Raw genomic sequence first — 20243 nt, forward strand, 5'->3', positions numbered from 1 at the left:
AACACAGGAAATCTCTGTATTTAATACTTTTTATTTTGTAAGAATGACACATCAAAAAAAAGTAATTGTTGCGCCATTAAATTGGGGTTTAGGTCACGCTTCACGTTGTGTACCAATTATTCACGCTTTAATTTCAGAAAATTTTGTACCAATAATTGCTTCAGATGGTAAAGCTTTAGAATTTTTACAGCAAGAATTTCCTGCGCTAGAAAGTATAATATTACCTTCTTACAAAATAAAATACGGTAAAAAATTAAAATGGAGCTTACTACTTCAAACACCGTTTATTTTTAGAGCAATTCAGCAAGAAAAGGAAATCATACATAACTTTATTAATTCTGATAAAAGTGTAGTAGGCATTATTTCAGACAACAGATTTGGAGTAAGAAATAAAAAAGTTACTTCAGTATATATTACACATCAAATTAATGTTTTGTCTGGTTTTACTACCTTTTTCACTAGTAAAATACATCAAAAAATTATAAATAAATTTGATGAATGTTGGATTCCTGATACTAAACATTCAACTTTTTCAGGAAAATTATCTTCATCAGAAAATACGTTAAATCAAAAATTTGTAGGACTTTTAAGTAGGTTCAAAAAACAAGAAACTCAAAATACTATAGATGTTTTGGTTTTACTTTCTGGACCAGAACCTAACAGAACTTTTTTAGAAGAAAAATTAATTTCTATTTTTAAAAATGATAACAGAAAAATTGTTTTTATATTAGGAAAAGTGGAGAAAACACAAAAAAAATGGATTGAAAATAATTGTACTTTTTATAATTATGCACTTTCAGATAAGCTTCAAGAGTTATTAAATTCGAGCAAAATTGTACTTTGTAGATCTGGATATTCGTCAATAATGGATTTGGCAATTTTAGAAAAAAAGGTGTTTTTTATTCCCACGAAAAATCAACCAGAACAAGAGTATTTGGCAAAATATTTACAACAAAAAAAGATGGCTCCTTTTTGTGAAGAGCATCGATTTACTTTAGATAAGTTGAAGGAAATAGAAAATTATAGCGGATTAAAATCTATGAAAAAACCTTTCAATAAAAGTTTATTTAGCCTTTTTCATGGTGAAAGAAAATTCTGATCCTTCACCAAAAACACTTTTCAAGAAAATTGTTTGATTGTGTGCTTCCACAATATGCTTTACAATAGATAAGCCTAAACCAGAACCACCTTGTTCACGAGATCTACTTTGATCTACTCTATAAAAACGTTCAAATAAACGTGGTAAATGTGTAGATTTAATACCCTCACCATTATCAACAACCCTTATTACAAATTTATTTTCGTTGTAGTTGTCTATTGCTACAACTGTGGTACCATTTGGTTTTCCGTATTTAATAGAATTTACGATTAAATTAATCAAAACTTGTTCTATTTTTTCAATATCACCTTTTACAAAAACAGGAAATTCGTAAACCCGATCAAACTTTAAAGTTATATTTCTTTTTTTGGCTTTCATTTCGAATAAATCAAACACATTTTGTATCAATTCTAAAATATTAAAAACCTCAGAGTTTATTTTTAAGCCATCTGTTTCTAGTTTGGCAATCATATCTAAATCTTTGGTAACAGCTACCAATCTTTCTACACCTTTATTTGCTCTTTCTAAATATTTTTTTCTTATTTCTTTATCATTTCCAGCGCCTTCTAAAAGAGTTAAAATATAACCTTGTACTGTAAAAAGCGGAGTTTTAAGTTCATGCGCAACATTCCCTAAAAAATCTCTTCGAAAAGAATCTCTCTCGGTTAAACTTTTAATTTCCATTCGTTTACCTTCCACAAATTTTTGCATTCTTTTAGAAAGTTTTTCGATATCTGTTGTTACGGAATCTCTTCGTAAATCTTTTACATCTAAAATAGAAACTTCTTCGTAAATCTTTTTTAATCGTCTATAAATAAAATGTTCTGCTCTGTATTGTATGATAAAAAAAGAGATTAAAAAAAGCACAATTATAGAAACGATAATAGCTCCAATACCTAAGTGTTTAACTATAAAAAAGTAGGAAATAGTCGCAACTATAACCGATAATAATGTTAAATATATTGCAGACCAAAGTGCATATGAGTATGTTTTTTTAAATTTCATGTAAAGAAATTTATTTATCTGCTTCTTCTAAAACAAATTTATAGCCAACACCTTTAACAGTTTTAAAATGATCGTCACCAATTTTTTCTCGAAGTTTTCTAATATGAACATCAATGGTTCTACCACCAACAACCACTTCATTGCCCCAAACTGTGTCTAAAATTACTTCACGTTTAAAAACTTTTCCAGGTTTAGATGTTAGCAAAGAAAATAGTTCAAACTCTTTTCTTGGTAATGAAATTTTGTTGCCTGCTTTGTATACAACATATTCATCTCTATCAATTACAATATCTCCAATTTTAAAAGTTTCGTCACTTTCATTTTCAGTTTTAAGTCTTCTAAGTAAAGATTTTACTTTACTTACTAAAACTTTAGGCTTAATTGGTTTGGTAATATAATCGTCTGCACCAGCCTCAAAACCAGCAACTTGAGAGTAGTCTTCACCTCTTGCAGTTAAAAACGAAATAATTACGTTTTCTAAAGCACTAATTTTTCTAATTTTTTCACAAGCTTCAATACCATCCATTTCTGGCATCATAATGTCTAGTAAAATTAAATGAGGCTTATTTTTTTTTGCAGATTTTATTGCTTCTAGTCCATTAGTTGCTGTAAAAACCTGATATCCTTCATTTTTAAGATTATACCCAACAATTTCTATAATGTCTGGTTCATCATCAACTAATAAAATTTTAATTTCGTTACTGTTCATATTTAAATAAAGAATCAATTAATTTCAAAAATAGCCATAATTATTATAAAATATAGTTTCTTAACACACATTTAATTTTTAAAATAGAATACATAACATTATCTTAACTCTTTCTTTTTTACTTGACTATAAATCACTTATTAATTGGTAGTTAGATTGTTAATAATTTAATAACAAGAATATTCGTATAAAATTGTACCTTTGAGAATCGAATTTATTTAAACCTTACATATGAAAAAAAATTACTTATTTACTTTATTTCTTGCAATCTGTTCAGTATTTTCTGCTTTAGGACAGGTTACTAATGGAGATTTTGAAACTTGGACGAATGATGCTCCAGATGGATGGACAAGTGAAGCTGGAACTACAATTACAAAAGAAACTACAAAATTTAGAAGTGGTACAAGTTCTGCAAAATTTGAAATAACAACACAAACTCAAGCTGATACAGATTTTAGACAGTCTCTAAACGTCGAATTAGGAAAAATTTATGAAGTGAGTGTTTGGGTTTACCAAGAAGATAAAAAAGCAAGAGCTAGATTATATTTTGATGGATATCAGGGATATTCAAATCCAGAAACTTTAAATTCTTGGCAACAAGTAACTTATGAATATACTGCTACAGATACTAAGAGTATTGATATAGGATTAAGATTTTATGATATATCTGCTGATTGGGAAGGAGGCCCATCAATAATGTATATTGATGATTATACAGTAACAGAAAAAGTAACGACAGAACCTTCTTTATTAGTTACTTCTCCTACAGACGGTACAAATTATACTCCAAATACAACCTCTGTTGCAGTAACTATGAACGTCCAGAACTTTAATTTTTCTATGGATAATGGCTCAGGTGCTAGTGATAATTCTGGAGACGGTTTTTTAAAAGCAACTTTAGAAGTTCTAGGAGGTAGTACAACTGTATCAAATTTTTTCTCAACAAGTGTGCCCGATATTCAAGTTTCAGCAGGAGAAAGTTATACATTAATATTAGAATTAGTTGATAATGCTGGTGCTTCCTTAACCCCAGAATTAAAATATGTATCGTCTTTTAGTGTTGGATCTTTTTCAGATGTTTCTAACATTGCAGGTTTGAGAGCTGGAACAGTAAATAGCTATTACAGATTAACTGGAGAAGCTACAGTAACCTATACATCTTCAAATAGAAATCAAAAATATATACAAGATACTTCTGGTGCAATTTTAATAGATGATTCAGCAGATGTTTTAGCTCCAGGAAATTTTATGGTTGGAGATGGTATTACAAACTTAAATGGGAAACTTAGTATTTTTAATGGAGTTTTACAGATAGTTCCGGTTTCTAATTCTGGTTCAAAAAGTTCTTCAGGAAATACAGTAGTTCCAGTAAGTGTGACACTATCTGAGTTAAATGCAAATTTAGATAATTATGAGTCTGAAATGATTACAATTTCTGCGGTAAGTTTTGCAGCTGGAGATGGAACAGCCGTTTTTGAGGCGAGTAAAAATTATGATTTATCTAAAGAAACTGATATGTTAGTTTTTAGAACTAATTTTAGTGATGCTGATTTTATTGGAGATGTAATTCCTTCTGCGCCTGTAGATATAACAGGTATTGCTTCAGAATTTAATGGAACTGCACAAATTTTTGGAATATCTAAAGCTAATATTACTTTGGATGTACAAAGTAATTCAATCTTAGGTTTTGCAACTTACCCAAACCCAATAACAAATAACGAATTTACAATTACCTCTAACAATTCAAGTAAAAAGGAAATCGTACTTTTTAATGTGTTAGGTAAAAAAGTATTATCAACTAGTTTTACGGGAACAAAATCTACTGTAGATGTATCTACTATTAATTCAGGAATTTATATTTTAAAAGTTACTGAAAACGGTAAAACAGCAACAAAAAAGGTAGTAATTAGATAATTTAAAATTCTAATTTCACATATTCTAAATATAAAAGCTCTGAAGTTAATTCAGAGCTTTTTTTATTTTTTATTATCTTTAAAATAAAAACTATGAATTTAACTCAAAAAATTTCTAATATTTTATTTTTAGATATAGAAACTGTTCCACAAGAAGAAAACTGGAATTCCCTTTCTCATGAAACGCAGCAACTTTTTGAAAAGAAAACACAATACCAAAGAAAAGATGAATTTACAGCAGAAGAATTTTATGAACGTGCAGGAATTTGGGCAGAATTTGGTAAAATAGTATGCATTTCTGCAGGATATTTTATTACAAATGAAGACAAAAATCAATTTAGAGTAACTTCTTTTTTTGGTGATAATGAGTATAAAATTTTAGTAGATTTTAAACATCTTTTAAATAAACACTTTTCAAAAGCATCAAATATTTTATGTGCACATAATGGAAAAGAATTCGATTTTCCTTTTATTGCCAGAAGAATGATTGTACATCAAATAGAACTTCCTAAAAAACTAAATTTATTTGGTAAAAAACCTTGGGAAGTACCACATTTAGATACTTTAGAGCTTTGGAAGTTTGGTGATTATAAACATTATACTTCACTAAAATTACTCACCTCTATTTTAGGAATTCCTTCGCCTAAAGATGATATTGATGGTAGTGAGGTTGCGAGCGTTTATTACAAAGAAAAAAACATACAAAGAATTGTAAAGTATTGTGAAAAAGACACCATTGCTGTTGCGCAAGTTTTATTAAGATTTAACAATGAAAAACTCTTAAATGCAGATGATATTGTGAGTGTTTAATTTTTTTCAAACTAGTCTTCTAGTTTCATCGAAAGTTCTAACCAACGCTCTTCTTTTTGTTCCATTTCGTTGATAATTTCTTGTAACTCTTCTGATTTTTTTGGAATATCTTCTGTAGCTATTTCAACATTTAAAAACTGACTTTCAATAGTGTTTTTTCTTTTTTGCAGACGTTCAATTTCTACTTCTAAAGCTCCAAATTCTCTTTTTTCATTAAAGCTTAAAGTATTTTTTGTGGTTTCTTTTACAACCTTTTTTTCAATAATTTTGTCGGTTTTTTCAGTTTCGTTAATGTCGTTAGAACCGTCATAAGCTCTAAAATCAGAGTAGTTTCCAGGAAAATTCTCAACAACACCATTCCCTCTAAAAACAAATAAAGCATCAACAATTTTGTCCATAAAATACCTATCGTGAGAAACCACTAACAAATTACCTGGGTAATCCAATAAAAAACTTTCTAAAACATTTAGAGTCACAACATCTAAATCGTTCGTTGGCTCATCTAAAATTAAAAAATTAGGATTTTGAATTAAAACAGCACATAAATACAAGCGTTTTTGTTCACCTCCAGATAATTTTTCAACAAAATCGTATTGTTTCTTTTTATCAAATAAAAAGCGTTCTAATAATTGTGAAGCAGAAATTCTTCTTCCTTTTGTTAACGGAATTTCTTCTCCAAACTCTTTTACAACTTCAATAACTTTTTGCCCTTCTTTTACATGAATACCTGCTTGAGTATAGTATCCAAACTTTACAGTTTCTCCTAAAACAACTTTACCAGAATCTACAGGAGCTTTTTCTGTAATAATATTTAAAAAAGAAGATTTTCCTGTTCCATTTTTACCAATAATTCCAATTCTTTCTCCACGTTTAAAAACATAGTCAAAACCGTCTAAAATTTTCTTTTTTCCAAACGATTTAGAAACTTTATGAAGCTCTAAAATTTTGCTCCCTAAACGTTCCATATTAATTTCTAATTGAACTTGATGGTCTTTTCTACGTTGATGCGCTTTTTCTTTAATTTGATAAAAATCGTCAATTCTAGATTTTGACTTTGTGGTTCTTGCTTTTGGTTGCTTACGCATCCAATCCAACTCTTTTTTAAACAAACTTTTTGCTTTACCCAAATTGGTGGCCTCTAAAGCTAAACGTTCTTCTTTGTTTTGAAGGTAATAAGAATAATTTCCTTTGTATTTATAAATTTTTCCTTCATCTAGTTCTAAAATTTCGTTACAAACTCGTTCTAAAAAATAACGATCGTGTGTAACCATAAATAAGGTAATTTTTTCTTTTGCGAAAAAAGCTTCTAACCATTCAATCATTTCTAAATCTAAATGATTTGTTGGCTCATCTAAAATTAACAAATCAGGTTTATTAATAAGAACAATTGCTAAAGAAAGGCGCTTTCTTTGACCACCAGAAAGCTTGCCTACTTTTAACGATAAATCTTCTAATTTTAGTTTTGATAAAATTTGACGGTATTGTGTTTCAAAATCCCAAGCATTAAACTGCTCCATTTGTTCAAATGCAGCTTGATAAGTATCTGTATCGTCTAAGTTTTTTAAAGCTTTTTCATACCTGTTTACAATAGATAAAATTTGATTATCAGTAGCAAAAATGGTTTCTTCAATTGTTAAATCTGGATTTAAATCGTCTTTTTGTGCTAAATACGCAATAGAAATGTCTTTGCGAGTAACAATTTGACCAGAATCTGGTACATCCAAACCTGCAATAATATTTAAGATGGATGTTTTTCCACTTCCATTTTTTGCAACAAAAGCTACTTTTTGATCCTTATTTATTCCAAAAGAAATGTCTTCAAATAAAATGCGTTCTCCGTAAGCTTTAGATATATTTTCTACTGATAAATAATTCATCAATCTTTATTTTTTGCAAAGAAACAAAAAAAGCTTGTCGTTCACTTGAGTTTTCAAATCAATTCATAAATACTTTTTGCTTAAAAAAAGAAAAACCCAAGATTTGTCTTGGGTTTTTATCTGCTCATTTAATTTTTTGGGGGGTATTTTTAGGGGAAATAAAATTAAATGCACTATGATATGGTAAATATAAGAGGAAAAATAATACTTGGCTATCCCTGAAGACCGTATATTTTTACTATCCCTGCTGTCAGGGATGTCTATCCCTGACAGCAGGGATAGAAGGCTAAAAAAAACCATTGATAGCTTAACTTTAAGAAAGTAACAAAAATTTTAAAAAATGATGTTTTTGTAAATTTTAAAAAATGATGTTTTTAAAAAGACGTCAAATTTTAAAAAAAGCAACTAAAATTTTGAATTTAAAACATGAAATTAACAATGCATTCTTTTGTGCCTTTTTGAGATAAAGAATGGTTTTGTAAAATTTTTACTATCTATTGAGAAATGGTATATTGCAACTCTATAAATAGAAAAAAAATACCATGAAAATAATTGTTCCAATGGCAGGAATTGGGTCTCGCTTAAGACCACATACATTAACAGTTCCAAAACCTTTAACTGTAATTGCAGGAAAACCAATTGTACAACGTTTGGTTGAAGACATTACAGCTGTTGTAAATCAAAAAATTGATGAAATTGCATTTATAATTGGACCTACAGAAAAAGGGTTTCCTATTGAAACAGAACAAAATTTGTTAAAAATAGCTAAGAAATTAGGAGCAAAAGGTTCTGTTTATGTTCAAAAAGAAGCTTTAGGAACTGCGCATGCATTGTATTGTGCAAAAGAATCCTTATCTGGACCTTGCGTTGTGGCATATGCAGATACTTTGTTTAAGGCAAATTTTAAATTAGATGCAAATGCAGATGGAGCAATTTGGGTAAAAAAAGTAGCAGATCCAAGTGCTTTTGGTGTTGTAAAATTAGAAGATGGTTTTATTGCAGATTTTGTTGAAAAACCAAAAGATTTTGTATCAGATTTAGCAATTATTGGTATTTATTACTTTAAAGATGGAGATCAAGTAAGAAAAGAAATACAATATTTAATAGATAACGATTTAAGAGAAAATAACGAATATCAATTAACCAATGTTTTAGAAACATTAAAACAAAATGGTGCAAAATTTGTTCCTGGAACTGTAGATGCTTGGATGGATTGTGGTAAAAAAGACCCAACAGTAGATACCAATAAACAAGTTTTAGAGTTTGAGCAAGAAGCAGGTAATAATTTGGTGTCTGATGACGTTTTATTAGAAAATTCAGAAATTATACAACCTTGCTATATTGGTAAAAACGTAGTTTTAAAAGATAGTAAAATAGGACCTCATGTTTCTATTGGTGACAATGGAGTTGTATTAAATTCTATCATTTCAAATTCATTAATACAATCAAATGTATCAATTTCAAATGCAAACTTAAATAAAGCTATGATAGGAAATCATGCTAAGTATAATGGCAAATACACATCTGTAAGTATTGGTGATTACACAGAGTTAATTTAATGATATTAAAAAATAAAAATACGCATAATAGAAAAAACAGAACCACTTATTTAAAGTTAGTTCTGTTTTCTTTGTTTTTTATTCTCTTTTCTGTTCAAATTTATTCGCAAGATAGCATACCAGCTGCAAAAGATTTATCTGAAGAAAAAGAGCTTTTATTTCAACAATCTTTTTTTAAAGCATTGTCAGAAAAATCTATTGGTAATTATCAAAAAGCAATTGAAAACTTAGAAAACTGTAATCAAATACTACCAAATAATTTAACTGTTTTTTTTGAGTTTTCTAAAAATTACTTAAGCCTAAATAATACCTTATTAGCAAAAGAATACATAAATAGAGCACTTGAAAAAGAGCCTACAAATATTTGGATGTTAAAACATTTGGTAAAAATACAAGTTCGTGCAAGAAATTTTAATGAGGCTATCAAAACTCAACAAAAAGTTATTGCCATTAATAAAAAAGAAAGAGAATATTTGGTACGCCTTTTTCTTCAAAATAGAGATTATAAAAGTGCTAGTTCTTTATTAAATACTTTAGAAAGTGAAGATTTACTTTCCGAAAATTTACGAGAACTAAAATTTACACTGGATAAGAGAAAAGTAATACCAAAACCTAAAAAGCTAGAAGCAAATTTGGATGATTTATTATCAAGTTTCGAAACAGATAAATCATATAAAATTTTAGAAGAAATTTTAAACAAATCTAAAGGAAATACAGAGCAACTTTATAAATATAGTTTAAAAGGCATTACATTGTTTCCAGCACAACCATTTGTTTATTTGATAAATGGCAAATCATTAAACGAAAAAAAAGAATTTAAAAAAGCTATAGAAACCCTACAAAATGGCATCGATTTTGTAATTGAAGATGCTATGGAAGCAGATTTTTATAAAGAAATGGCTGTTTCATATAAAGGTTTAGGAAACACTAAAGACGCTCAAAAGTTTTTAGAAAAGTATAAAAAGTTGAAAGGAATATGAAGGTTTTAAAGTATTTGTTGGTTTGTTTGCTTGTTTTTACTTCTTGTAAAGCAAAAAAATACGTAATGGGAACTCCTGTTATAGCAGAAAAAATGTCTGCAAAAAAAGTAGCAAAAAAACATGTTTCTGTTTATTTTGATAAACAAACTATTGATGCAAAATTAAGTGCCAATTTTGACAATGGTAAAATAAACCAAAGCATATCTGTTTATATGAGAATAGATAAGGACAAGGTTATTTGGTTAAAAGGCACCAAGTTTATTACAATTTTTAAAGCAAAAATTACTCCAACATCTGTAAGTTATTATTCACCTTATGCAAAAAATTATTTTGAAGGTAATTTTTCTATTTTAGAAAAAATATTAGGTACAGAAATAAATTACAATCAATTACAAAATTTATTACTTGGGCAATCTATTTTAGATTTAAAAGAAAATAAACAAGATGTAGAAATTGTAAACAATACTTATGTTTTAAGGCCACAAAGTTCAGATGGTGTTTTTCATAAACATTTTGGAGTAAATCCAGGGCATTTTAAGTTAGATTTTCAATCGGTTATAAATGTTTTTACAGATCAAATGTTACAAGTTAAATATCCTGCTTACAGAATGGTAAAAGATGAAATTTTTCCGCAAGAAATAAATATTCAAGCAAAACAAGGCAAACAAATAACAAAAATAGATTTTACCTTAAAATCGGTTGAGTTTAATACAGCAATAGATACTTCATTTTCCATACCAAATGGTTATAAACGTATAGATTTATAGTGAAAAAAGAAAAATTTTATATCGCTTTTATTATATTTCTCTTTAGTTGTTTTTCCGTTTTAGGACAAACAAAAAAAGAGCTAGAGCAACAACGTAAAAGGTTAAGAGAAGAGATAAAACAAGTAAACAATTTACTTTTTACGGAGCAAAAGAAAGAAAAAAATGCGTTAGAAAATTTAAAAGACATTAATCAAAAAATAGATGTTCGCTTAGAATTGATAAATACCATTAATTTAGAAGCAAAACTTTTATCTAACGAAATTCAAAAAAATCAAAAAGAAATAGAAAAACTCGAAAAACAACTGGCAGCTTTAAAAAAAGATTATGGTGATATGATTTTTAAATCATACAAAAGCAAATCACAACAAAGTAGAGCCATGTTTTTATTATCGTCACAAAATTTTTATCAAGCATACAAACGTTTGGAGTATATGAAACAATATACTTCTTTTAGAAAAAAACAAGGAGAAGAAATTGTTGTACAAACCAATGTTATTCAAAAATTAAACGATTCTTTATCTTTAAAAAAGAAATCTAAAGACTCTTTAATATCATTTGAAAAAGAACAAAAAAATATTATTGAGTTAGATAAAAAAAGCCAAGAACGACTTATTTCTACCATCAAGAAAAAAGAAAATAAATACAAAAAAGATTTAAGAAAAAAAGTTGACGAAGAAAAAAAGGTTGCTGCAAAAATTAATAAAATTATTAGAGACGAAATTGCAAAAGCAAATAAAAAAGTAAAAAATAAGCCAAAATCTTCTAAGAAAAACGAGTTTATTTTAAGTCCTGAAGCCAAAGCATTAGCTGCAAAATTTGAGCTGAATAAAGGAAAATTACCTTGGCCAGTAAAAGAAGGTTTGGTTACAAGAAAATTCGGGCGACAGCCACATCCAACTTTTCCAGGAATTACAATTAATGGAACAGGTTTGCACATTGCAACCAAAAATGGCAACAATGCAGAAGCAATTTTTGGTGGAGAAATTATGAATATTTTAGTATCTTCAGAAGGGAAAAAAAATGTGCTAATTAGACATGGTAACTACATATCTTCTTACAATAATTTAAGTAAATTATACGTAAAAAAGGGTGATATTGTTGTAAGAGGACAAAATATTGGTGAAATATTTACCGATAAAGTATCTGGAAAAACAAACCTTATTTTCGCGATTTACAAAAACACAGTTCCCTTAAATCCTGCTTCTTGGATTTTAAAAAGATAAGCTTTGCGTCTTGTAAAACTTTCATAACCTCACTTTAGTATCTAAAAATCAATAAAATAAATTTTTTATATTTATTTATTTTTATTAGATATCTTTGATATATCAACAACCGTCAATGGAAGAAATTATTTTACAACAAAAAAATACCATAGCAACTTTATATGAGAATCAGTTGCTATCTGTTTTTTTAGAAAAAGTTACCACGCATCATAAAACGATGCAAAAAATAGCACATCTTCAAAAAGAACTTATTGCTAAAACATTTACAGAAGAAGAGGAAACAAAAGCATTTGAAGCATTAGATACTTATAAAAAAGAATTAGAAAATATTGTAACTAGTTATTTTTCTAACATTAGTTCGGTTGAAGAAGTTTCGTTTCATAATTATTATACGTCTTTAGATACTCATTTAGAAAGGTTAGATGTTACTGTTACAAGAACTCAAGATAGAGAACGTTTTTTTGCTTCAGATACAGATTCTAAAACTTTAAAGTTTAAAAAAGGAGTTAAACGCACCTTGTTTAATGTTTCAAAAATTCCTTTAAAAACTGTCAATGTTTTTAGAAAAACGAAAAAGGAAGTTGTTTTTTGGCAACAACAAGTTCCTTTTAAAAATGCGACAGCATATTATTTTAAAAGTGAACTCACAAAAAAATTAGCACCAGCTATAGATGCTATACATAAAGAAATTTCAGAAATTACAAACGTTTATTGGAAAATTGATAATGTAATTGACCAGTCTATTGAACGCCTTTTATCAGATAAAAAAGCACTTTCTTTTTCTGAAAATATAGTTGATGTTTTAGAAGATGTACCTTCTTTAGAAACCAGAATTGAGCGCCATAGATTAGCATTTACAGAAATTTTTGAAACAAATGCTTTACAATATACAGATGCCTTGTACAAAGCAGATACTTTTGAATTGTCTGCCAATTTTTTCAATTCAAATAAAGTTGAAAATTATCAAAAATCAGTTTCTGAGAAATACGAAAAAGACACAAAACTTTGGCAGAATACGTTTAATGTTTTAGAAAGTGATTGGGAGTTAGATATTGAAATATTTAAAATCATTTTTAGTGTCATATTTAAATACAATCTTTTAGAAAGATCAATAGACAAAAGATCAGACGTTATTCAAAACGAATTAGAAAATATTAAAACATATTTATCTAACGTAAAAAGTACAATATCTAAAGCAAAAACAAAAGCAGATATAAAAAGTACGTTTGTTAGTGAATTAAAAAACGTAAACAAAAGCTTTAAAAAACTTGTTGAAGAAACTTCAATACGAGTTACAAATTTAGAATTACCATTACAAATCAATCAGTTTGAAGAGAATGTTTTACAAGTTTTAAAAACGCTTTCTACAAAAAGAGCGATTAGCTCAGATATGGATTTTGCTACCAAAACAGCAACATCTTCCATCAATTATATTTCACCTTACGAATTGGTAATGTACCAAAGTTGGCCAAGTCTACTCACAACAATTAAACAAGCAAAGGTAGATTTAAATGTAAAAGTAACGTCATTTATAGACGATATAAATGCTTTGGCTCAAGTAAGTGAGTTTAACTTAGAATCGGCTTTATCTCTTTTTGATAATGATACTGAAGATAGTATTTCTACAGAAAATTCTCCTAAAAAAGTAGCATTAGAAGGCTTAGAAAGAAGTGAAGAAAAAATTGAAGAATTAAAAAGTACGTTAGCTAATTTAAATGTTTCAAATGGTGAATTTATAAAACCTAGTATTCATAAATTTCATAAAAGTATTTTAGAGTTAACTGATACAGAAAATATTTTAGAAATTCGGTTAACAATTGCAAAGGCAAAATCTATTGAAAAAAGTAAATTACTAAAAGAAAAAGTAATAAACAATATTAAAAACTTTGTTCCTGTTGCTATAAACTATTCTCAAAAAAAATATACAAAAACAGCATCACGTGTAAAACACCTGTTAATTAGAACAGGTTTGTATAAAGAAATTGTAGATGTAAATAGTGATTTGTCTGATTTTTTAAAACAAGCAGAACAAGCTTTAGATGAGTTGCCTTACGTTTATCAACGTTTATTTCGTTCGGAAACTTTACAAAATGAAACGCTATTTATTGGAAGAACAGAAGCATTAAAAAGTTTAGATACGGCTTATGAGAACTTTAATAAAAATCATTATGCAGCTTCAGTAATTGTTGGAGAAAAGGGTTCAGGAAAAACGTCTTTAATTCATCATTTTTTAAATCAACAAAAAAAATTACCAAAAACCATTTTTTTAACGCCAAAAGTAAATATTAGCGAACCAACTGAATTCATTACTTTTTTAAAAACATCGTTTAAGAAAGATTTTGAAACTGTAGAAGAATGGATTTCTTTTTTTAATAGTGGAAAGCAAAAAATTATCATTTTGGAAGATTTACAATATTTATATTTTCGAAAAGTAGGTGGTTTTAATGCGCTTCATTTGTTAGCTAATGTAATTTCGGCTACCAAAAAAAATATTTTTTGGATAGTTACATCATCTAAATACGCTTTTCAATATTTAGATAAATCCATTCAAATTTCAGAGCTTTTCGCTTTCCAAATAGAAATGAATGAAATTGACAAACAAACAATTACAGAAGCTTTAATTAAAAGACATAAAATTAGTGGTTACAATTTACATTTTGAAAAACCACCAGTTGCTTATTTAACCAAAAAGTTTTTAAAATCTCCTGCAGAAGTTCAACAAGAAATTTTAAAAGAAGAGTTTTTTAGCGACATCAATAAAATCGCGCAAAGTAATTTTAGAATTGCCTTTATGTACTGGATTCGTTCTACAGTAAAAGTTTCTGGAAGTACCATTTATATGCGTTCATTAAAAAGTATCAACACATCATTTTTAAACAAATTAGCTCCTGCAAAACTATTGTTATTAAATAGTATTTTATTGCAAGAAAGATTAACGATAGATGATATTGTAGAGCTTTCTAGCTTAAATGAACAACACACCAAAAATGTTGTACATGCTTTATATGAAAAAGGCTTGCTAACAATGGAAAATGAAGAATTTTATACGATAAACATATTTTTATATCGTCAAATTACTTCTTTATTAAAAAGCAAAAATGTGATTCATTAAATAAATACAATGAAAAAAATAATTATCATATTCTTGTTTATTTCTGCTCATTTAGTAGCAGTTAATAAACACACTGTCGCATTTTTACCAATTCAATCTTCAACTGTACAACAACTTGATACTATAAAAGTAGATTCTTTAAAAATAAACTCTGTTGTAAAAGAAGAAGCTAAAAAAGAGGTAAAGAAAGAAGTAAAAAACACCAAAGATAAAATAGTTGAAAATTTAACTCCCCCACCAATTTGGGAGTTCTTTTCTGCGGGTAAAATTATTTGGGCAATTATATTTATTATTATTGGTTATTTACTTATAAAGTTTACGGTAAAATTATTAGAACGATATGCAGAAAAATTTACAAATCAACGAATTACAATAAAAGGAATTATTCCTGTAGTTAAAATTTTTGGATGGATCTTTATTATTGTTTTAATAATTGTTGGTGTTTTTCAGCCTCCAGCAGCTACATTAATTGCAGTTTCTGCATCTTTAGGTATTGCAGTTGGTTTTGCTTCACAAGACATTATTAAAAATATTTTTGGAGGTATTATTATTTTGTTAGACAGACCCTTTACTGTTGGCGATAAAATTGAGGTTGGGAGTCATTATGGAGAAGTTGTAGAAATTGGTTTGCGATCAATAAGAATTGTAACTGCAGACGATTCTTTGGTGAGTATTCCAAATGGAGAGTTAATGAACGAATCTGTATCAAACTCAAATACAGGTGAAGCCAACTGTCAAGTTGTTGCAGAAATTTATTTACCAATTACTGTAGATACCAAACGTGTACGTCAATTGGCAAACGAGTCTGCCCAAACATCTAAATACATTTACTTAAACAAACCTATTTACGTGTTATTTTTTAATGAAGTAAAAGAAGGTCGTTCGTATTTAAAAATGCGTTTAAAAGCTTATGTTGTAGATATTCGTTATGAATTTGCCTTTAAAAGTGATATGACAGAAATTGTAATGAAAGAGCTTTTACAACAAAACATAATTGATCCTAAAGATTTAAGATAAACTTTCTAAAAAAGTTAATACAAAGCTAAAATTATCTTAAAATAGTATTTGTGTCAACTTTGTTTTTGATAACGTCAATTACTGTTTCCTATACTTTGTAATTTAGTATTGTATATAGATATTATATCTATTTGCAATACATATTAACTTTAAAAATTACAAAATGGAAAACTTAAACAGAAAGACAGTTGCAATTTTAGCAACGAATGGATTTGAAGAAAGTGAATTAAGAGAACCAAAAAAAGCCTTGGAAAATGCTGGTGCAGAAGTGCATGTAGTTTCTTTAAAATCTGGCGAAATAAAATCTTGGGCAGATGGTAATTGGGGTAAAAGTTACAAAGTAGATAAAACTTTAGATGAAGTTTCACAAGCAGATTATAACGCATTAATGTTACCAGGAGGAGTTATCAATCCTGATTTATTAAGAAATGATGAAAATGCAGTAAAATTTGTAAAATCTTTTTTTGAAAATCATAAGCCAGTAGCAGCAATATGTCATGCACCTTGGTTATTAGCAGAAGCAGGAGTTTTAGAAGGAAGAAACGTAACATCATACAGTTCCATTAAAACAGATATTATTAATGCAGGGGCAAATTGGTCTGACGAAGAAGTTGTTGTAGATGCAGGATTAGTGACGAGTAGAAACCCGAAAGATTTACCAGCATTTAATGCAAAACTAGTGGAAGAAGTATATGAGGAAAAACACGAAGAGCAAATGGCATAACCTTTTGAATAACAAATCTCAAAATTGAAAAGAGATTAATATCATAAAAAAAACCAGTGATAATTTCACTGGTTTTTTTATTTTTTATTTTAAAATAAATTTAATCTGGTTGAGGAGAATATCGAATATTTTTTTGAAGTATTATAGAGTTTGGTAAGGTAATCAACTCTTTTTTAGGAGTTCTAATGGTTATAAAAAAGGCACCAATGTCTCTTATTTCTCCAGTAATGTCATTATCTTTTTCTAAAACCGTTATAGAATCTCCAATTTTTACTGGATAATTTACATACAAAATTATACCAGCTGTAATGTTAGATAATATGGACCATTGCGCAAAAAATGCAATACCCAAAATAGTTAAAAAAGACGATACATATACCAGTAATTGCTTTTCATCTACACCCCAAAGAAAAGAAATAACTACAACTACGGTTACGTAAATTAAAATTGTAATTATTTTATTTGTAACTAAAATTCTTGCTTTTTGAAACCCAAATTTTAATTGAATTTTACGCAGTGATTTTGTGATTAATAAACGAATAAAAATTGCTAACAAAAAAATTACAATAGATATTATGATTTTGTAGTTATAAACTTCCATGGTTTATTTTTTTAATTAAATAAAGCTTTTAATTCTGTAGCATCACTAGGTTTTAACTTTCCTGCTAAAACTAAACTCAATTGCTTTCTACGCAAAGCACCATCAAAGCGTTCTTTTTCTAAAGCAGTTTCTGGAACAATTTGTGGTATTTGAACAGGTTTTCCAGTTTCATCTACAGCTACAAAAGTATAAATTCCTTCGTTAACTTTTGTTTTTTGTCCAGATTGTCTGTCTTCTATCCAAACATCAACATAAATTTCCATTGACGATTTAAAAGCTCTTGAAACTTTTGCTTCTAAAGTAACCACACTTCCAACAGGTACAGATTTATTAAATGCAACATGGTTTACAGAGGCTGTAACCACAATTCTTGTAGAGTGTCTTCTTGCAGCAATACTACAAGCTCTGTCCATTCTTGCCAACAATTCACCACCAAAAAGGTTGTCTAAATAATTGGTATCTCCAGGTAAAACTAAATCTGTAAGTACAGTTAAAGAGTCTTTTGGTGTTTTTGTTTCCATGAAAAAAAATTTGTGCAAAGATAGTAATCGCTTATTTAAAAGCGAACCCAAAAAGTATAAAGAAAAGTAAAATTATTTTACAGGTTTAACAAGTAACCAAGCATCTTTAGAAACAGTTCTTTTAATTTTATTTAAACTGTTTATCGCATCATTTTTATCAGCATAACTATTAAAAGTAACTTGTGTTAACCCCCATTTGTTTATGCCAATAATTTTAGCATCATACCCTTTTAAAGTTAGTTCTTTTACCTTTTTTTCTGCATTTTCTGGAAACTGAAAAGCTCCAGCAATAACATGATAAGGTTTTGATATTTCTTTGGCAACATTTAGCTCAATAGTTGGCAAAGGATTAGAAATTACAAAAGTTGCAGCTTGAATCTTTTTTTCTAATTTTTTTTGCTGACTTGCAAACTCTTTTTGTTGTGCTTCTTGCTGTTTATTTTGTTGATAACCATTATAACCAGCAAATCCTAATGTTAATAAAATTGCAGCAGTTGCAGCGTATTTTATAAAAGTAGGAATACCTTTTTTGCTTTCTGATTTGGCAACAGGTATTAAAGGTTTTACTTGTGCTTTATATCTTGTTATTTCAGGAGAATTAAATGTAGATAAACCAAAAGAATCTGTTAAAAAATTAAGTTCTTTTGTTGGCTCAAAAACAATTTGCTTTTCATCGTTTAAAGATAATTTTCCTAAATTATTTAGTTGAATTGATGCTGTTTGTAATTCGTTTTTCCACTTAATAACAGATAAAGAAACAGCTGTAGAGGCCTTTTCGAAAGAAATATTTTCTGAAGATGCAATATAGTTGACCAACAAACCATCAGTATTTTTTAAATGGCTGTTAAACGAAATTTGTTTTGTTGGTGGATAAAATGTGTGAGAATCACTATTTAATTTTGCACCAATTTTATTGGTTACAAAACCTCCAAAATCGGGTACAATTACACAATCGTATCTGTACAGTAAATCGTTAATGTAGTTGGCTAAATTCATTATAACAAATATATAATTTTTGAGGTTTCTTAAAAGAAAGTTCTCTAAAAATTATCAACAAAATTTTTATATATTGGTTGTCAAATTGTTACCTTTTGAAAGAAGAAAAACTACTTGCCATTTTAAGATTGCAAAAAAGTAAAGCTGTTGGCGATATTTTAGCGAAGAAACTCATTGTAAATGTGGGAGATGTCACTGAAATTTTCAAAGAAAAAGCTATAAACTTATCAAAAATTAATGGTATTGGAAATCATGTTTTAAAACATCTTTTTGATAAAGAAAACATCAAAGCAGCAGAACAAGAACTAAAATACATTCAACATAGTAAAATTGCCTATTCTTATTTTTTAGATGACGATTATCCAACCAATTTACAGCATTGTATAGATAGCCCTATTTTACTATTTAAAGATGGAAATATTGATTTTTCTAATGAGAACATAATATCAATAGTAGGTACAAGAAACATGAGTTCTTACGGACGCGATTTTTGTAACAAATTAGTTGACGATTTAAAAGAATATAACCCAATAATAGTAAGTGGTTTTGCTTATGGTGTAGATATTTGTGCACACAAAGCTGCCATTAAAAATAATTTGCAAACCATTGCAGTTTTAGCACACGGTTTAGACGAAATTTATCCGAAAGTTCACAAAAAATACATTAATTCAGTAAATGAAAATGGTGGGTTTTTAACCGAATTTTGGCATAAAGAAACACCATTAAGAGAAAATTTTTTAAAAAGAAATAGAATTGTAGCTGGCATTTCTAAAGCAACAATAATTATTGAATCTGCTGAAAAAGGAGGCTCATTAGTTACTGCAGATATTGCAAATTCTTATGATAGAGATGTGTTTGCGGTTCCTGGAAGAACCACAGATTTGTATAGCAAAGGATGCAACAATCTTATAAAAAATAACAAAGCTTTTTTATTAAACTCTGCTGATGAAATTATTAGAATGCTAAACTGGGATATCAAACAAAAACCCAAAACAATTCAAAAACAATTATTTGTAAAGTTAAATGAAAGCGAGCAAAAAATTTATGACTTATTGCATGAAAAAGGAGCGCAATTATTAGATGTAATTTCTTTAGAATGTAATATTCCAGTATATCAATTATCATCTATTTTACTTCAAATGGAATTAAAAGGTGTTTCCAAACCTTTACCAGGAAAAATGTTTGAGTTGGTTTAGAAGTTTGGAAAGAGAAGTAAGAGAAAAGAGTTTCAAATTTAATTTTTTTAATTCATCAATTCTTGACAAAATCATTTCAGCAAAATCATTTCAACAAAAAATCCTTTAATTATTCTTATTTTTGAGCAAAATCA

At 28.1% G+C, this 20243-nt stretch carries 17 protein-coding genes; 11 read left to right on the forward strand and 6 right to left on the reverse strand.

What is annotated here, in order from left to right; all coding sequences use genetic code 11:
- Positions 1-43 precede the first annotated feature (43 nt).
- On the forward strand, positions 44-1099 hold the full coding sequence (locus FDT66_RS08565; RefSeq protein WP_138535761.1) for a glycosyltransferase: 1056 nt from the start codon (positions 44-46) through the stop codon (positions 1097-1099).
- Here the strand turns inward: FDT66_RS08565 and FDT66_RS08570 are convergent.
- Together FDT66_RS08570 and FDT66_RS08575 are read right to left on the reverse strand one after the other, a co-directional pair.
- The gene (locus FDT66_RS08570; RefSeq protein ID WP_138535762.1) at positions 1064-2104 is read right to left on the reverse strand and encodes a sensor histidine kinase; all 1041 of its coding nucleotides are present in this window, start codon (positions 2102-2104) and stop codon (positions 1064-1066) included. The two genes, FDT66_RS08565 and FDT66_RS08570, sit on opposite strands and share 36 nt — an antisense overlap.
- 10 nt (positions 2105-2114) lie before the next feature.
- The gene (locus FDT66_RS08575) at positions 2115-2813 is read right to left on the reverse strand and encodes a response regulator transcription factor (protein WP_138535763.1); all 699 of its coding nucleotides are present in this window, start codon (positions 2811-2813) and stop codon (positions 2115-2117) included.
- Between the two features lie 231 nt (positions 2814-3044).
- Here FDT66_RS08575 and FDT66_RS08580 point away from each other — a divergent pair, with 231 nt between their 5' ends.
- Together FDT66_RS08580 and FDT66_RS08585 are read left to right on the forward strand one after the other, a co-directional pair.
- The gene (locus FDT66_RS08580) at positions 3045-4727 is read left to right on the forward strand and encodes a T9SS type A sorting domain-containing protein (RefSeq protein ID WP_138535764.1); all 1683 of its coding nucleotides are present in this window, start codon (positions 3045-3047) and stop codon (positions 4725-4727) included.
- Positions 4728-4819: 92 nt separating this feature from the next.
- Positions 4820-5536, forward strand: a complete 717-nt coding sequence (locus FDT66_RS08585; protein ID WP_138535765.1) for a 3'-5' exonuclease — start codon at positions 4820-4822, stop codon at positions 5534-5536.
- Between the two features lie 11 nt (positions 5537-5547).
- Here FDT66_RS08585 and FDT66_RS08590 read toward each other — a convergent pair whose 3' ends face one another.
- Complete coding sequence (locus FDT66_RS08590; protein WP_138535766.1) at positions 5548-7413, reverse strand: ABC-F family ATP-binding cassette domain-containing protein; 1866 nt, start codon at positions 7411-7413, stop codon at positions 5548-5550.
- 542 nt (positions 7414-7955) lie between these two features.
- On the opposite strand from FDT66_RS08590, the gene FDT66_RS08595 reads away from it, so the two are divergent.
- The 7 genes from FDT66_RS08595 to FDT66_RS08625 all read left to right on the forward strand — a co-directional run bounded on the left by FDT66_RS08595 (position 7956) and on the right by FDT66_RS08625 (position 16795).
- Complete coding sequence (locus FDT66_RS08595) at positions 7956-8972, forward strand: sugar phosphate nucleotidyltransferase (protein WP_138535767.1); 1017 nt, start codon at positions 7956-7958, stop codon at positions 8970-8972.
- Positions 8972-9952: a tetratricopeptide repeat protein gene (locus FDT66_RS08600; protein ID WP_138535768.1), complete on the forward strand. Its 981-nt coding sequence runs from the start codon at positions 8972-8974 to the stop codon at positions 9950-9952. The genes FDT66_RS08595 and FDT66_RS08600 overlap by 1 nt, the downstream gene beginning before the upstream one ends.
- 65 nt (positions 9953-10017) lie before the next feature.
- Positions 10018-10719, forward strand: a complete 702-nt coding sequence (locus tag FDT66_RS08605; RefSeq protein ID WP_246034813.1) for a DUF4292 domain-containing protein — start codon at positions 10018-10020, stop codon at positions 10717-10719.
- On the forward strand, positions 10719-11942 hold the full coding sequence (locus FDT66_RS08610) for a murein hydrolase activator EnvC family protein (RefSeq protein WP_171032357.1): 1224 nt from the start codon (positions 10719-10721) through the stop codon (positions 11940-11942). The genes FDT66_RS08605 and FDT66_RS08610 overlap by 1 nt, the downstream gene beginning before the upstream one ends.
- A 115-nt stretch (positions 11943-12057) precedes the next feature.
- Positions 12058-15054 (forward strand): ATP-binding protein, encoded by a 2997-nt coding sequence (locus FDT66_RS08615; RefSeq protein ID WP_138535770.1) that lies wholly within the window; start codon positions 12058-12060, stop codon positions 15052-15054.
- A gap of 9 nt (positions 15055-15063) precedes the next feature.
- A complete protein-coding gene (locus tag FDT66_RS08620) occupies positions 15064-16071 on the forward strand; it encodes a mechanosensitive ion channel family protein (protein WP_138535771.1) in 1008 nt (335 codons plus the stop codon).
- A gap of 163 nt (positions 16072-16234) precedes the next feature.
- Positions 16235-16795 (forward strand): type 1 glutamine amidotransferase domain-containing protein, encoded by a 561-nt coding sequence (locus FDT66_RS08625; protein ID WP_138535772.1) that lies wholly within the window; start codon positions 16235-16237, stop codon positions 16793-16795.
- Between the two features lie 100 nt (positions 16796-16895).
- Here FDT66_RS08625 and FDT66_RS08630 read toward each other — a convergent pair whose 3' ends face one another.
- The 3 genes from FDT66_RS08630 to FDT66_RS08640 form a co-directional block, all read right to left on the reverse strand.
- A complete protein-coding gene (locus FDT66_RS08630) occupies positions 16896-17396 on the reverse strand; it encodes a mechanosensitive ion channel domain-containing protein (protein WP_138535773.1) in 501 nt (166 codons plus the stop codon).
- Between the two features lie 11 nt (positions 17397-17407).
- Positions 17408-17917: an acyl-CoA thioesterase gene (locus tag FDT66_RS08635; protein WP_138535774.1), complete on the reverse strand. Its 510-nt coding sequence runs from the start codon at positions 17915-17917 to the stop codon at positions 17408-17410.
- Between the two features lie 72 nt (positions 17918-17989).
- Positions 17990-18913, reverse strand: a complete 924-nt coding sequence (locus tag FDT66_RS08640) for an HU domain-containing protein (RefSeq protein ID WP_138535775.1) — start codon at positions 18911-18913, stop codon at positions 17990-17992.
- A 95-nt stretch (positions 18914-19008) separates the two neighbouring features.
- On the opposite strand from FDT66_RS08640, the gene dprA reads away from it, so the two are divergent.
- On the forward strand, positions 19009-20109 hold the full coding sequence (dprA, locus tag FDT66_RS08645) for a DNA-processing protein DprA (protein WP_171032358.1): 1101 nt from the start codon (positions 19009-19011) through the stop codon (positions 20107-20109).
- The last annotated feature ends 134 nt before the right edge of the window (positions 20110-20243 follow it).

This window comes from Polaribacter aestuariivivens, assembly GCF_005885675.1.
Taxonomy (GTDB): Bacteria; Bacteroidota; Bacteroidia; order Flavobacteriales; family Flavobacteriaceae; genus Polaribacter; species Polaribacter aestuariivivens.

What these genes read in the sequence shown, in the direction of transcription:
- FDT66_RS08565 (WP_138535761.1), top strand. Translation starts at nt 44, where the DNA reads ATGACACATCAAAAAAAAGTAATTGTTGCGCCATTAAATTGGGGTTTA.
- FDT66_RS08600 (WP_138535768.1), top strand. Translation starts at nt 8,972, where the DNA reads ATGATATTAAAAAATAAAAATACGCATAATAGAAAAAACAGAACCACT.
- FDT66_RS08595 (WP_138535767.1), top strand. Translation starts at nt 7,956, where the DNA reads ATGAAAATAATTGTTCCAATGGCAGGAATTGGGTCTCGCTTAAGACCA.
- FDT66_RS08585 (WP_138535765.1), top strand. Translation starts at nt 4,820, where the DNA reads ATGAATTTAACTCAAAAAATTTCTAATATTTTATTTTTAGATATAGAA.
- FDT66_RS08630 (WP_138535773.1), bottom strand. Translation starts at nt 17,396, where the DNA reads ATGGAAGTTTATAACTACAAAATCATAATATCTATTGTAATTTTTTTG.
- FDT66_RS08605 (WP_246034813.1), top strand. Translation starts at nt 10,018, where the DNA reads ATGGGAACTCCTGTTATAGCAGAAAAAATGTCTGCAAAAAAAGTAGCA.
- FDT66_RS08635 (WP_138535774.1), bottom strand. Translation starts at nt 17,917, where the DNA reads ATGGAAACAAAAACACCAAAAGACTCTTTAACTGTACTTACAGATTTA.
- FDT66_RS08640 (WP_138535775.1), bottom strand. Translation starts at nt 18,913, where the DNA reads ATGAATTTAGCCAACTACATTAACGATTTACTGTACAGATACGATTGT.
- FDT66_RS08590 (WP_138535766.1), bottom strand. Translation starts at nt 7,413, where the DNA reads ATGAATTATTTATCAGTAGAAAATATATCTAAAGCTTACGGAGAACGC.
- FDT66_RS08615 (WP_138535770.1), top strand. Translation starts at nt 12,058, where the DNA reads ATGGAAGAAATTATTTTACAACAAAAAAATACCATAGCAACTTTATAT.
- FDT66_RS08620 (WP_138535771.1), top strand. Translation starts at nt 15,064, where the DNA reads ATGAAAAAAATAATTATCATATTCTTGTTTATTTCTGCTCATTTAGTA.
- FDT66_RS08625 (WP_138535772.1), top strand. Translation starts at nt 16,235, where the DNA reads ATGGAAAACTTAAACAGAAAGACAGTTGCAATTTTAGCAACGAATGGA.
- FDT66_RS08575 (WP_138535763.1), bottom strand. Translation starts at nt 2,813, where the DNA reads ATGAACAGTAACGAAATTAAAATTTTATTAGTTGATGATGAACCAGAC.
- FDT66_RS08580 (WP_138535764.1), top strand. Translation starts at nt 3,045, where the DNA reads ATGAAAAAAAATTACTTATTTACTTTATTTCTTGCAATCTGTTCAGTA.
- FDT66_RS08570 (WP_138535762.1), bottom strand. Translation starts at nt 2,104, where the DNA reads ATGAAATTTAAAAAAACATACTCATATGCACTTTGGTCTGCAATATAT.